The organism is Acidaminococcus intestini DSM 21505, from assembly GCF_000425045.1.
GTDB classification, from domain to species: Bacteria; Bacillota; Negativicutes; order Acidaminococcales; family Acidaminococcaceae; genus Acidaminococcus; species Acidaminococcus intestini.
In genome coordinates this window covers 1-12,616 of the sequence record NZ_AULA01000019.1, presented here as the reverse complement: position 1 = coordinate 12,616, position 12,616 = coordinate 1, and the positions used below count along the sequence as shown (strand labels likewise).

At 51.6% G+C, this 12,616-nt stretch carries 13 protein-coding genes; all 13 read left to right on the top strand.

Annotated features, from left to right (window positions below):
• Positions 1-786: 786 nt before the first annotated feature.
• A complete protein-coding gene (locus tag H503_RS0107050; protein WP_014129146.1) occupies positions 787-1,785 on the top strand; it encodes a hypothetical protein in 999 nt (332 codons plus the stop codon).
• Positions 1,786-1,800: 15 nt separating this feature from the next.
• On the top strand, positions 1,801-3,165 hold the full coding sequence (locus tag H503_RS0107045; RefSeq protein ID WP_009016323.1) for a phosphohexomutase domain-containing protein: 1,365 nt from the start codon (positions 1,801-1,803) through the stop codon (positions 3,163-3,165).
• 12 nt (positions 3,166-3,177) lie between these two features.
• Complete coding sequence (galE, locus tag H503_RS0107040; RefSeq protein ID WP_022227333.1) at positions 3,178-4,164, top strand: UDP-glucose 4-epimerase GalE; 987 nt, start codon at positions 3,178-3,180, stop codon at positions 4,162-4,164.
• Between the two features lie 5 nt (positions 4,165-4,169).
• Positions 4,170-6,104, top strand: a complete 1,935-nt coding sequence (locus tag H503_RS0107035; protein WP_009016325.1) for an ABC-F family ATP-binding cassette domain-containing protein — start codon at positions 4,170-4,172, stop codon at positions 6,102-6,104.
• Positions 6,101-6,802, top strand: coding sequence for a uracil-DNA glycosylase (locus tag H503_RS0107030; protein WP_009016326.1), 702 nt, complete (start codon positions 6,101-6,103; stop codon positions 6,800-6,802). The genes H503_RS0107035 and H503_RS0107030 overlap by 4 nt, the downstream gene beginning before the upstream one ends.
• A 17-nt stretch (positions 6,803-6,819) precedes the next feature.
• Entirely contained in the window at positions 6,820-7,584 is a 765-nt protein-coding gene (locus H503_RS0107025; protein WP_009016327.1) for a threonine/serine exporter family protein, read from the top strand.
• Positions 7,585-7,595: 11 nt separating this feature from the next.
• The gene (locus tag H503_RS0107020; protein ID WP_009016328.1) at positions 7,596-8,081 is read left to right on the top strand and encodes a threonine/serine exporter family protein; all 486 of its coding nucleotides are present in this window, start codon (positions 7,596-7,598) and stop codon (positions 8,079-8,081) included.
• A 255-nt stretch (positions 8,082-8,336) separates the two neighbouring features.
• The gene (locus tag H503_RS0107015; RefSeq protein ID WP_009016329.1) at positions 8,337-8,681 is read left to right on the top strand and encodes a cupin domain-containing protein; all 345 of its coding nucleotides are present in this window, start codon (positions 8,337-8,339) and stop codon (positions 8,679-8,681) included.
• A gap of 443 nt (positions 8,682-9,124) precedes the next feature.
• Positions 9,125-9,379 (top strand): L7Ae/L30e/S12e/Gadd45 family ribosomal protein, encoded by a 255-nt coding sequence (locus H503_RS0107010; protein ID WP_009016330.1) that lies wholly within the window; start codon positions 9,125-9,127, stop codon positions 9,377-9,379.
• Positions 9,380-9,440: 61 nt separating this feature from the next.
• Positions 9,441-9,824, top strand: coding sequence for a 30S ribosomal protein S12 (rpsL, locus tag H503_RS0107005; protein ID WP_009016331.1), 384 nt, complete (start codon positions 9,441-9,443; stop codon positions 9,822-9,824).
• Between the two features lie 41 nt (positions 9,825-9,865).
• The gene (gene rpsG / locus H503_RS0107000; RefSeq protein ID WP_009016332.1) at positions 9,866-10,336 is read left to right on the top strand and encodes a 30S ribosomal protein S7; all 471 of its coding nucleotides are present in this window, start codon (positions 9,866-9,868) and stop codon (positions 10,334-10,336) included.
• 35 nt (positions 10,337-10,371) lie between these two features.
• Positions 10,372-12,456, top strand: coding sequence for an elongation factor G (gene fusA / locus H503_RS0106995; protein ID WP_009016333.1), 2,085 nt, complete (start codon positions 10,372-10,374; stop codon positions 12,454-12,456).
• A gap of 26 nt (positions 12,457-12,482) precedes the next feature.
• Positions 12,483-12,616: GTP-binding protein (locus tag H503_RS12245; protein WP_248604852.1), on the top strand; the 134-nt coding region annotated here is incomplete at its 3' end.

Here is a 12,616-nt window from a genome sequence, read left to right as displayed (position 1 = left end):
ATCTTTTGTCTTTGGAATTTGAATCCATCAAAAGACTGTACAGCCGACCCTAAACCGTTCCTTCTTTAAAGGGGGAGGGACCGAATCCATTCGCCCGGAAACATGGCCCTGCGCCCTTGTGCTTTGCCCCAATGCGGGCTTGGGACTCGGGCATATTTGCCTTGCTAGCTGCTTGCAAGGAAACGTCGCTGCGGTTTCTCATCCACCACCGAAATCGGGAAATCCGAATTGGATAACCGTATGGATATTTCCCACACAACATGAGTGCTAATAAATTATATTATCGGCCCCGTCGTACACGAAAACGGTTCCTTTACCTCCGCAGCTGCAATGGATTTATACTGGTGCGGCTGTCAAAGGCGGGGTATCGTTTTCGAGTCAATGCGGAAGATGGCTATAGAGGATCAGCCGTATCATGTTCCGTCTTTTTGACTACGCAGATGGGCCGATATGGGCTTCAGGCGAATCATGTTTCCTTTAAAAACCGAAAAAATTCCAAGAAGTGGCCCATCCGCCGAAGGCATTTTTTTGGGCGTCTTAAAAATGAGATTGTGGTACGTACCTTCTTGCGACGGGGCATGTCATCATCGGCATCAGATCAATCTTTTTAAAGCCAATGACGACACGTAGCCGCATCGAATCGGCGCGATTTCCGCGCCGAGTAAAACTACAGACCTCTACCCTTGCGACAAACCCATTTAAAAGATATAATTCTATGAGTATCATCGTGAGACCAGCCCGGTTATCCGCCCTGTGTCCCCCTTGAGGAAAGGATGGACGATATCTATGCCGATACCTCTTGCTCTTTGGGCTGCTGCCGGAATCGGAGCAGCGGGCATGAAGCTCTACATGAACCTGAACAGTCCTGAAACCGTCGTGCGCAATGCAACGGAGCGTTATAACGAAGAACGCTATAAATTCTATAAACAAATGGAAAGGCTCGTTCCCCTCATCGAGGAATTGGGCCGTTTGAAGTTATCTACGTGGTCCAAGTATACCGCGATGTTTGACACGCTGGATAAGCTCATCAACCTCCCCGGTCATTATACCTATAAGAGCCACAAGAACCTCCACATGCTGCCCCAGGATGTGCGCAAGCTGCGGAAGGTGGCAGACGTCGTAAAACGAATCCATACGGATCATCTTGATATTGAAGGGACAGGGATGCTGACTATTGTTGCCCTTCAAGGCGGGGCGGCCAGTGATTACAGCCAGACGGCCCTGGCCGAAGGGGAGTCGCGCCTCATTCTCGAACAAATCATGGAGCAGCCCCTTTATACGTCAGAATGCGGCGTCCTTGACGAAGAGCAGGTCCTGTGCGCCGTCATGGATTTTCCCAAAGTCATGCCCCGTGGTTATTTCAAGGACCGTCATGGCAGAAAGCGGGAACGCAAGGTTTCCAAACGGGCGGCCCGCCGCTACAAGGAATTGACGGATAAGGAATCGGTCCGTCTTGCTGACGCGACGGCGCGGGCTGATCGCCTTTTTCATGTTGTGACCCATGTCCTGGGCTATATGAAGCCGCTCAAAAAGGAACATGATGAACAGCTTGATTTTTTTACGGCCCTCATCAAGAAAAACAACGATTACGATCAGTTTACGCTCGAACAGAAGGATCGTCTCAATTTTGGCGTTACCTTAGGATTTGTCCTGCGTGAACTGGCCCGGACCGATATCATCATCAAGAACGGGAATGTTCCCATCATCAATACTTCGGCCCTGCGGGCGGTTTATGCCCGGGCCAAAGATTTGATGCCTGCGGAAGAAATGCCCTATCAGATATAAGAAAGGAAGAATTCTATGATCAGTACAAAAGGTTTCAAAGCCTATGATATCCGCGGCGTCGTTCCCAGCGATGTCAATGAGGAACTTGCTTACGCCTTGGGCCGCAGTCTTGCCTTTTACCTCAAGGCAAAGACCCTTGTCATAGGTCACGACATCCGTCTGAGCGGGCCCAGCCTGCGCGACGCCGCTGTACGTGGGATGCGTGACATGGGGACACATGTCATCGATCTTGGTCAGTGCGGTACGGAAATGATTTATTTTGCGGTTGCCCATCTTAAGGCTGATGGCGGCATGATGATTACAGCAAGCCATAATCCTGCCGAATATAACGGGATGAAGCTTGTCCGCAGCGAGTCCCGGCCCATTTCGGGAGACACGGGATTAAAGGACCTTGCGGCCATGGTCACAGATCCTGATTTTGAAACAAAATATCCCAAAGCCGCACGGCAGGGAAGCTATGAGCAGGTGGACATTGTCCCAAGTTATGTGGATCATCTCCTTAGCTATATCGACACTAAAGAGATTGCTCCCCTAAACATCGTGGCTAACCCCGGAAATGGCGGAGCCGGTCCCATTGTAAAGGAACTGGCAAAACACCTGCCCTGTCACTTTACGTATCTTAATGACACGCCGGACGGACATTTCCCCAATGGAGTTCCTAATCCGCTCCTTGTTGAAAACCGTGATGCCACCAGCGACGCTGTCCGCCGGGAAGGGGCCGATCTTGGCATTGCCTGGGACGGGGATTTTGACCGCTGCTTCTTCTTTGATGAAAATGGACGCTTCATCGAAGGGTATTATCTTGTCGGTCTTTTTGCCTCTTACTTCCTCAAGAAGCATCCCGGTGCCAAGATCCTCTTTGACCCGCGCTTGATCTGGAATACAGAGGACATCATTGCCCGTGAAGGGGGCTATCCTGTCCGCTGCAAGAGCGGTCATGCCTTCATCAAGGAATGTATGCGTCGGGAACATGTTCTTTATGGCGGAGAAATGAGTGCCCATCACTATTTCGCCGATTTTTCCTACTGCGACAGCGGGATGATTCCTTGGCTTCTTGTCATTTCTCTCATGTCGACATCAGGCCTTAGTCTTGCTGAAATGGTGGACGCTCGCATCCGCGAATATCCCTGCAGCGGAGAAATCAACCGCAAAGTGGGGAATGCCGATGCCATCATGGAATCCCTGTCGACGCGCTTTAAATCCGGCATCCAGGACCGTATGGACGGGCTTAGCGTCGTCTATGATGAATGGCGCTTCAACCTTCGTAAATCCAATACGGAACCTGTGGTGCGTCTCAATGTTGAAACAAGAGGAGATCGGGAACTTCTCGAACAAAAGACCCGTGAACTTCTGGACCTTATCCAGGGCGAGAAAGCATAAGGAGGCAGCAGTATGAACGTTCTTGTTACGGGCGGGGCCGGTTACATCGGTTCCCATGTCATTGATGATCTCATCAAATCTGGTTATACACCGATTGTTTATGATAATTTCAGTACCGGTCATGCCGAAGCGGTTCCCGAAACGGTACAGCTTATCCAAGGGGACCTTCACGATTTCACCTTCTTGAAGCATATCATGGGCCAATATGAAATCGATGCCGTCCTGCACTTTGCTGCAAGTTCCCAGGTCGGCGAGTCCATGGTCGATCCGGGAAAATATTACTATAACAATGTGGCTGGTACTTTGGGTCTTCTTGACGCCATGCGGGAAAGCGGCGTCGAGTATATCGTCTTTTCGTCGACGGCGGCCGTTTACGGGGAACCGGACCAGGTTCCTATTACGGAAGACATGCCCCTTCATCCAACGAATTTCTATGGCCGGACAAAACTCATGATTGAAAACATGCTGCGTGACTACAGCATGGCCTACGGCCTTCATTATGTAGCCCTGCGCTACTTCAATGCTGCTGGCGCGTCCCTTTTGGGAAATATCGGGGAAGACCATAATCCGGAAACCCATCTCATTCCCCTGACCATCCAAGCCGCTCTGGGTAAGCGCGATGCTATTTCCATCTTTGGTACGGACTACGACACCCCTGACGGCACGTGCCTCAGGGACTACATCCATGTGAAGGACCTGGCCTCCGCTCATATCCTTGCCCTGAACCATCTTGTCAAGGGCGGTGCAAGTCGGGTCTATAATCTGGGAACCAAGACGGGACTTTCTGTCCGGGAAATCATCAATGCCGTCAAGGAAGTAACGGGCCGTGACTTCATGGTAAAGGAAGAAAAACGCCGTGCTGGCGATCCTGCGCGGCTCATTGCCTCCAGCGAAAAAATTGCAAAGGAACTCCATTGGAAGCCCGAACACAGCAGCGTCAAGGAAATTGTGGAGACGGCATGGCGCTGGCATAGCGGCCACCCCAATGGATATCGCTGAGCCTTATGGATATCCTGGTAACCGTCGATCATCTCGCCAAAAGCTTTGGCGCTCATGATATCTTTGACAAGGTGAGCTTTACCATTCGCCAAGGGGAAAAGCTAGGCCTTGTCGGTGTCAACGGCAGCGGCAAGACGACGCTCCTGCGCTGCCTCATGGATCCCTCCTTTGCCGATAAGGGAACCGTCCAATATGCAGGGGAAATTCGCGTTGGCTATGTGGAACAGGGGTTTGACAATATCGAAGACGAAACCATCTGGGAGTTCATGCTCCGTTCCTGCCCGGATATTCTTTCCCTCCGGGAAACGATGAAGGAACTTGAGCGGGAAAGCGGCGAAAAGACAGGTGATGCCCTAAAGGATGTCCTGGACCGTTATGGTCGGGTGGAAACCCGCTATGCCCACTTGGACGGTTATCACTACGAAAATAACATCAAGCGGGTCCTGATGGGACTGGGCTATCCAGAATCCACCTGGGAGCACAACGCCCTGGCCCTTTCGGGCGGACAGAAAACGCGCCTTCAGCTGGCGGCGGCTCTTGTCAATTCGCCGGATCTGCTCATCCTCGACGAACCGACGAACCACCTGGATATTGTCATGAGTGAATGGCTGGAAAAATATCTTCGTGAGTTCCGCGGTGGTGTCCTCATCATCTCTCATGATCGGGCCTTCCTTGATGCCGTTGTGGAAGGCATCCTTGAAATGGAAGGGGGGACCCTGCACCGCTATAAAGGAAACTATTCCCGCTATGTGGAGCAAAAAGAGCTCCAGGTTCTCTCCCAGACCCGGGCTTATGAAGCGCAGCAGGAAACCATCCGACGCACGGAAGAGTATATCCGGCGCTACAAGGCCGGCATCAAAAGCAAGATGGCTCGGGGACGTCAGTCCCAGCTGGACCGGATGGAACGCATTGACGCACCCGTAAAGGAAGAATCTTTTACGCTGCGTCTGCCCCATGCCGCTGAATCCGCGGAAAAGGTCATCATGTTGGAACACCTTTCCGTTGGCTATGAAGGAAACGCCCTTTTAAGCGACATTGACCTGGTCCTGCGCCGCGGGGAAAAGGTGGCCATCATCGGGCCCAATGGGAGCGGCAAGTCAACCCTCCTAAAAACCATCCTTCAGGAAATCCCGCCCCTTCACGGCGAAGCAAAGATTGGAAACCGCGTGAAGATTGGCTACTTTTCCCAAAGCTATGAGCGCCTTGATTCCCAGCAGACCATTCTTGACAACTTCCTTACGGAGTATGGCATGACGGACGAACAGACGCGCCGTCTATTGGGCAGTATGCTCTTTCGCGGGGAAGACGTCTATAAAACCATCGGGAGCCTTTCCGGCGGTCAGAAAGCTCGTCTGGTCCTCTTGAAACTGGTTCTTGACGGGGCCAATTGCCTCGTTCTTGACGAACCGACGAACCATCTTGATATCATGGCCAAAGAAGCCGTCGAAGCCGCCCTTGAGACCTTTGACGGGACGGTTCTTCTCGTCACTCACGACCGCTATCTCGTTAATGAAGTGGCAGGCCGCATCTGGGCTGTTGAAAAGGGGCACCTCACGAATTATAACGGCAATTACGACTTCTATCTGGAAGAACGGGACAAACGCCAACAGCGGGAAGCGCCGCTTCCGGAATCCTCTCATCGAGCGCCGAAGGAAGAACCGGTAAAACCTGATGGATCAAAGCACCGCCCCCATGAGGAAAAATCCAAAAACCAGCGGATCTATACGCCGGCTGAGGCGGAAAAACTCCTGCCTGAAGTAGAACTGAAAATCCGTGAACACGAGGCTCTGCAAAAGGTCCTAAGTCAGCAGATTGCCGATCCTGAAAACCAGATGGACCTTGAAAAAAGTGCGGCCCTTGCCGCGGAATACGAAAAGGAGCAACAGCTCATTGATGGCTTCATGGAAAAATGGGAAGCTCTTATGGAGGCCCTTGAATGACAGCATTATCCATTGACAGTTTCATAAAAGCCCTGCAGGGCTATCACAGCGATACGGCCTTCAACCCATGGGCCGATTACGATCCCCAGTGTGACATTGGGCCCCAGGCACCCCTCATCCGGGCAGCCAATCTGAAGCGCTATTTGACGCTCCGCCAAAAGGCACGCTTTCTTTTTATTGCCGAAGGACTGGGTTATCAAGGCGGGCACTTTTCAGGCATGGCCATGACGAGTGAGCGCATCCTTTTGGGTCATCACCCTAACGTGCGGCCCCATGTGGTTCTTGGCGAGGATTACCCTTGCCAAAGGACAAGCAATCCCGAGTCGCCCCTGTTAAACCGCATGCAGCGGGAAAAAGGCTTCAATGAACCGACGGCGACCGTCATGTGGGGGGAACTTGCGGCCCAAGAACTGGCCCCTTTCCAGACGATTTTGTGGAATATTTATCCCTTCCATCCCTATAAACCATCGGGCATCCTGACAAACCGCACGCCGACGCCAAAAGAGCTTGACGAAGGCATTGACTTTGCTCGTATGATCCTTGCCCTTGTGCCGGGGATGCGCGTCATTGCCATTGGCCGAAAAAGTGCGGACACGCTCCAGAAGTATGGCGTAGCCTGCGACGCGGTTCCTCATCCTTCCATGGGTGGGGCCACGCGCTTTCGCAGCGCTGTGGACGCCTTGTTTGAATCTGAATAGGTATTTTTGGAGGTAACATGGAAAGCACCATTGCCAGTATGACTAAGGAAGAGGTCCTCAAGATTTCCCTCACGTGCGGGAAACTGCTCCTGACAAGCGGCGCCGAAACCTATCGTGTGGAAGATACGATGACGCGCATCTGCGCCCTCAGGGATATGCAGATTGCTGCCGTCAGCACGCCGTCATGGATCATGGTGGGCGACGAAACCGTGGACGGGACCAGTATGGTCTCCCGCGTTACGCGGCGGGGGACGGATCTCACCCTCATCAGCGAAGTGAACAACATTTCCTATCATATGCCCACGTGGGACCATTCCTTTGCCGAAACCATGGCCATGCTTGATGAATTGAGTGCCCGCCCGTCACCGACCGCACTCTACAGCATGGTTTGGTCCGGTTTTGCCGGCGGCTTTTTTGCCGGCGTCATTGGTGGCAATTTCTGGGATTTTGTGGCAGCCTTCTTGGGCTCCTTCCTTTCTATGGCCTTCATCTGCCTCGTGCGGCCCTTCCGCCCCAGCAGTTTTTGGGAAACGACTATGGCAGGCGTCATCATCTGTTTTGTCACCTATATGTGTCATCTGTTCATTCCTGGTGTCACTATGGAATTTGCCATTGGCGGCGGAATCATGCCCTATTTGCCCGGTATGGCTTTTACCAACGGAATCCGGGACTTCATGGCCGGTGACCTCATGAGCGGAACGAGCCGGGCCGGCGAGGCCATTTTCCTTGTTGGCGGCATTGCCATCGGCATTGCGGCCTTCCTTGGCATCGTCTATCTTTAAGGAGGACTGCCATGAACGTCATCCTGACCATCGTCATCAAGACCATCTGCTCCTTTTTCGGAACCGTGGCTTTTGGCAAGATCTTCAACTGTCCTAAACACTGCCTCTATAAAGCGGGCTTTGTCGGCGCTGTGGGTTTTGGCGTCTACATCATTCTCCTCAGCGGTTTTGGCGTCAGTTCCATGCTCAGCAATTTTGCTGGAACCGTAGCCCTTTCTATCTGCAGTGAGCTCTTTGCCCGCTGGTACAAGGAACCTGTGCCTGTTTTTTCCATTCCTGGCGTCATTCCTCTTGTGCCGGGGCTGCCCCTTTATCGGGCCATGAACTATACGATGCAAAACGGCTACAGCATGGGTATGCATACCTTTGTCTCGGCGGCCCTTGACGCAACGGCCATCGCCATGGGTATTCTCCTTATCTCAGGTCTTGCCAAGGTTTATAAGACCAGTAAACGCCTTGTGTCGAAAAAGGTCCATCATCATTCCGAACGCTTGTAAAAAAACGATTGCTTATAAACCGCGGGAGTCCTTCCTTGGAAGGACTCTTTTTGATTGGGCGCCTTACGATCTTTTGCCTTACAGTCTTTTAGCATCACAGCATCTTAGTTTCCTTCCATTTTTTCGCCCGACAGCCAGAACTGAAGGCTCGTGACAGCCCTTTAGAACAGGCCTCGAAGAAAACAGCTTGACAGCTTTCCCCTTTGCGCCCCGCCAGAAAAAAGATTATAATATCCCCAAAAGGAGGAATGCCCCATGGCCATCTATCATACGCTTACAAGAACAGTAAAGGAAAACCCCCAGACGGGAAGCATCATCAGTGATGCCATCATGGATCCAGAGACCCTCGGCAAGGGGGTCAAGATGTTTGCCCAAGTTACGCTGAAGCCGGGCTGTGCCGTTCCTATTCATCAGCATGTCGGCAACAATGAAACGTATTATCTGATTCAAGGCAGCGGCGAGTATACGGACGAAGACAAAAAATTCACCGTCAAAGCAGGCGACGTGACCTTCTGCGCTGATGGCGGCACCCATGGTCTCTTGAACACGGGAAAGGAAGACCTCGTCTTCGTCGCCCTTATTGCCAATACCATCGCCTAAGGCATTTTTGGGAAGGCGGCCTGGCAGGCTGCTATCTCTAAAAAATCGGAGCCAGCTACGCCTTATCAAAGGGCTGCGGGCAGCAAAGCATAAAAAGAGAAGCGGAGGAAGAAATGAGCGAATCCTTTCTTTCCCCGTCTTTTTTTAAAATAGTTAATGAAAGTTTTAAATAAATAAGATGAAATATATTCAAAACATTAATAAGGAAGCGTAACATTTTTCTTTCATTCTTACCTAAAAATCCCCAAAAATGCACAGAAAAACCCTTTCTTTGCCCTTCTTTCCAGTCCGCGGTGGGGATATATGACACACTAGGAACCGTGTAAACAAAGAATGGCATAAAATAAGGCGTACAGCGCCCAAAATTTTCTTGACAGGGTACGCGAGGAATGCTAGAATAGCATGGTGTCACAGGAGAAACTATGTCTTGACGGAGGTGCGCAATGTTTTTGGAAGAAGTAAAAAACGGCGCTCCGACTGTGGTGGGAGTAAAACAGACCCAGAAGGCCCTCGTCAAGGAAACTGCCCGCGGCGTCATCGTGGCGATGGATGCCAGCGATCACATCACAGGCCCCGTCAGGGCCTTGTGCGGGATTCATCAGGTTCCTGTGGAAACGGTCCCGACCATGCAGGAATTGGGCAAGGCCTGTGGGATCCACGTGGGAGCAGCCGTGGCGGCTGTTCTTGAAACTCGGTAAAATCTTCCGCTTGGGAGATTTTAATACATTAAATCTTATTCTTGAGAAAGGAGGTGCCGGAATGCCTACAATCAATCAGTTGATTCGTAAAGGTAGACAAGTTGTTACTCAAAAATCCACGGCGCCAGCATTGAAAAATTCACCGCAAAAACGCGGTGTCTGCACGAGAGTGTACACCACCACTCCGAAGAAACCTAACTCTGCTCTTCGTAAGGTTGCTCGTGTCCGCTTGACCAATGGTATCGAAGTTACTGCTTACATTCCTGGTATTGGCCATAACCTGCAGGAGCACAGCGTAGTCCTCATCAGAGGCGGAAGAGTCAAGGACCTTCCTGGTGTTCGTTATCATATCATTCGTGGCGCATTGGATACTGCCGGTGTTGCTGATCGCGCACAGGCTCGTTCCAAATACGGCGCTAAACGCCCGAAAGCAGCTAAGAAATAAGCACAATGCGTGAATGATTCATAACGAAGGAGGAATTACAGATGCCGAGAAAAGGTCCTGTAACGAAAAGAGACGTATTACCGGATCCAGTATATGGTTCCAAATTATTAACCAGATTCATCAACAAGATTATGCTCGACGGCAAAAAAGGTGTCGCTGAACGCATTGTCTATGATGCATTTGATCTGATCCATTCCAAAACGGGCAAAGACCCCATGGAAGTTTTCGACGCTGCCATGAAGAACGTCATGCCTACGCTGGAAGTTAAAGCTCGCCGCGTCGGCGGTGCCAACTACCAGGTTCCTGTTGAAGTCCGCGCTGACCGCAAGACCACTCTGGGGATTCGCTGGCTCGTCAACTATTCCCGCCTGCGTGGTGAAAAGACGATGTACGAACGTGTTGCCGGCGAACTGATGGACGCTGCCAACAACACCGGTGCTTCCGTCAAAAAGCGTGAAGATACGCACAAGATGGCCGAAGCCAACAGAGCGTTTGCACATTATCGTTGGTAATCTTTACAACCAATCATTACAAGGAGGAGTAATCTGTGGGCAGAGAGTTTCCCTTAGATAAAATCAGAAATATCGGCATCATGGCACACATTGATGCCGGTAAAACGACCACCACGGAACGTATCCTGTTCTATACCGGTAAGACCCATAAGATCGGCGAAGTCCACGACGGCGCCGCTACCATGGACTGGATGGTTCAGGAACAGGAACGTGGGATCACGATTACTTCTGCTGCAACGACCTGTACCTGGAAAGGACATTCCATCAACATCATTGATACCCCGGGCCACGTTGACTTCACGGTTGAAGTTGAACGTTCCCTGCGTGTACTCGACGGCTCCGTTGCCGTATTCAGTGCCAAGGGCGGTGTTGAACCCCAGTCCGAAACCGTATGGCGTCAGGCAGAAGAATACAATGTACCGCGTATCGCGTACATGAACAAGATGGATACGACGGGCGCTGACTTCTTCAACGCTGTCCAGATGATGAAAGATCGTCTCGGCGCAAATGCTGTGCCTATCCAGATTCCGATGGGTGCTGAAGATCAGTTCGTCGGCCTCATCGACCTCGTCAAGATGCAGGCTATCGTCTATGGCGATGACCTTGGCAAAGACGAAGAATTCGAGCCGATTCCTGAAGAATACGTTGAAGAAGCCCAGAAATGGCGCCAGAACCTCTTGGAAGCCGTTGCTGAAGGCGACGACGACCTGATGGAAAAATACCTTGAAGGCGAAGACCTTACGGAAGATGAAATCAATGCCACCATCCGTAAGATGACCTGTGCCTGCAAGATGTTCCCTGTCACCTGCGGTTCTTCCTATAAGAACAAAGGCGTGCAGCCCCTTCTGGATGCCATCATTGCTTACATGCCGGCTCCGACCGATGTGGCTGACATCAAGGGCGTGGATCCTGAAACGGGCGAAGAAACAACTCGTCCTTCCAGCGATGATGCTCCCTTTGCTGCCCTTGCCTTCAAGATCGCAACCGACCCCTATGTTGGCCGCCTGGCTTTCTTCCGTGTCTACTCCGGTAAACTGACGGCTGGCTCCTACGTCTACAACTCTTCCAAAGGCAAGAGAGAACGTATCGGCCGTATCCTGCGCATGCACTCCAACCATAGAACGGAAATCGAAGAAGTCTATGCTGGTGATATCGCAGCTGCCGTTGGCCTGAAAGATACGGGCACGGGCGATACGCTCTGCGATGAAAAGGCTCCGGTCATTCTCGAATCCATGGTCTTCCCTGAACCGGTTATTTCTGTAGCCATCGAACCGAAGACCAAGGCCGACCAGGAAAAGATGGGCATTGCCCTTGGCAAACTTGCTGAAGAAGACCCGACCTTCCGTGTCCGCACGGATCCCGAATCTTCCCAGACCATCATCTCCGGTATGGGTGAACTCCACCTTGATATCATCGTCGACCGTCTGAAGAGAGAATTCCACGTTGACTGCACTGTAGGCAATCCCCAGGTTGCCTATCGTGAAACCATCCGCAAGGCTGTTAAGAGCGAAGGTAAATTCGTTCGTCAGTCCGGTGGTAAAGGTCAGTATGGTCATTGCTGGCTTGAACTGACTCCGCTCAAACCGGGCGAAGGCTTCAAATTTGAAAACAAGATTGTTGGCGGTGCCATTCCTAAGGAATACATTGCACCTGTTCAGGCTGGTGTTGAAGAAGCCATGGAAAACGGTGTTGTGGCTGGCTATCCGATGGTTGATATCGGTGTTACCGTTTACGACGGTTCCTACCACGAAGTCGACTCTTCTGAAATGGCATTTAAGATTGCTGGTTCCATGGGCTTTAAGTCCGGTGCCGCCAAAGCTGACCCTGTTCTGCTCGAACCGTACATGAAAGTTGAAGTGACGGTCCCTGAAGAATACATGGGCGACGTTATCGGCGACCTGAACTCCCGCCGTGGCCGCATCGAAGGCATGGAAGCAAGAAACGGCGCCCAAATCATTTCCGCTTTCGTTCCCCTGTCTGAAATGTTCGGGTATGCAACGGACCTTCGTTCCAAGACCCAGGGCCGTGGCAACTACTCCATGGAAGTCGACCATTACGAAGAAGTTCCTAAGAACATCGCGGAAGCGATTGTTGCCAAAAATAAGGGAACGGCTGAATAAGCCCCAATTTTAGGAGGATTAGTACAATGGCTAAAGAGAAATTTGAAAGAACTAAACCCCATGTTAACATTGGTACCATTGGTCACGTTGACCATGGCAAGACGACCCTGACCGCTGCCATCACCAAAGTGCTGGCTGAAAAGGGCGGCGCCCAGTTCAT

Excerpts from the sequence above, each read along its gene's own strand:
- H503_RS0107050 (WP_014129146.1), top strand. The coding sequence starts at position 787 with ATGCCGATACCTCTTGCTCTTTGGGCTGCTGCCGGAATCGGAGCAGCG.
- H503_RS0107045 (WP_009016323.1), top strand. The coding sequence starts at position 1,801 with ATGATCAGTACAAAAGGTTTCAAAGCCTATGATATCCGCGGCGTCGTT.
- galE (WP_022227333.1), top strand. The coding sequence starts at position 3,178 with ATGAACGTTCTTGTTACGGGCGGGGCCGGTTACATCGGTTCCCATGTC.
- H503_RS0107035 (WP_009016325.1), top strand. The coding sequence starts at position 4,170 with ATGGATATCCTGGTAACCGTCGATCATCTCGCCAAAAGCTTTGGCGCT.
- H503_RS0107030 (WP_009016326.1), top strand. The coding sequence starts at position 6,101 with ATGACAGCATTATCCATTGACAGTTTCATAAAAGCCCTGCAGGGCTAT.
- H503_RS0107025 (WP_009016327.1), top strand. The coding sequence starts at position 6,820 with ATGGAAAGCACCATTGCCAGTATGACTAAGGAAGAGGTCCTCAAGATT.
- H503_RS0107020 (WP_009016328.1), top strand. The coding sequence starts at position 7,596 with ATGAACGTCATCCTGACCATCGTCATCAAGACCATCTGCTCCTTTTTC.
- H503_RS0107015 (WP_009016329.1), top strand. The coding sequence starts at position 8,337 with ATGGCCATCTATCATACGCTTACAAGAACAGTAAAGGAAAACCCCCAG.
- H503_RS0107010 (WP_009016330.1), top strand. The coding sequence starts at position 9,125 with ATGTTTTTGGAAGAAGTAAAAAACGGCGCTCCGACTGTGGTGGGAGTA.
- rpsL (WP_009016331.1), top strand. The coding sequence starts at position 9,441 with ATGCCTACAATCAATCAGTTGATTCGTAAAGGTAGACAAGTTGTTACT.
- rpsG (WP_009016332.1), top strand. The coding sequence starts at position 9,866 with ATGCCGAGAAAAGGTCCTGTAACGAAAAGAGACGTATTACCGGATCCA.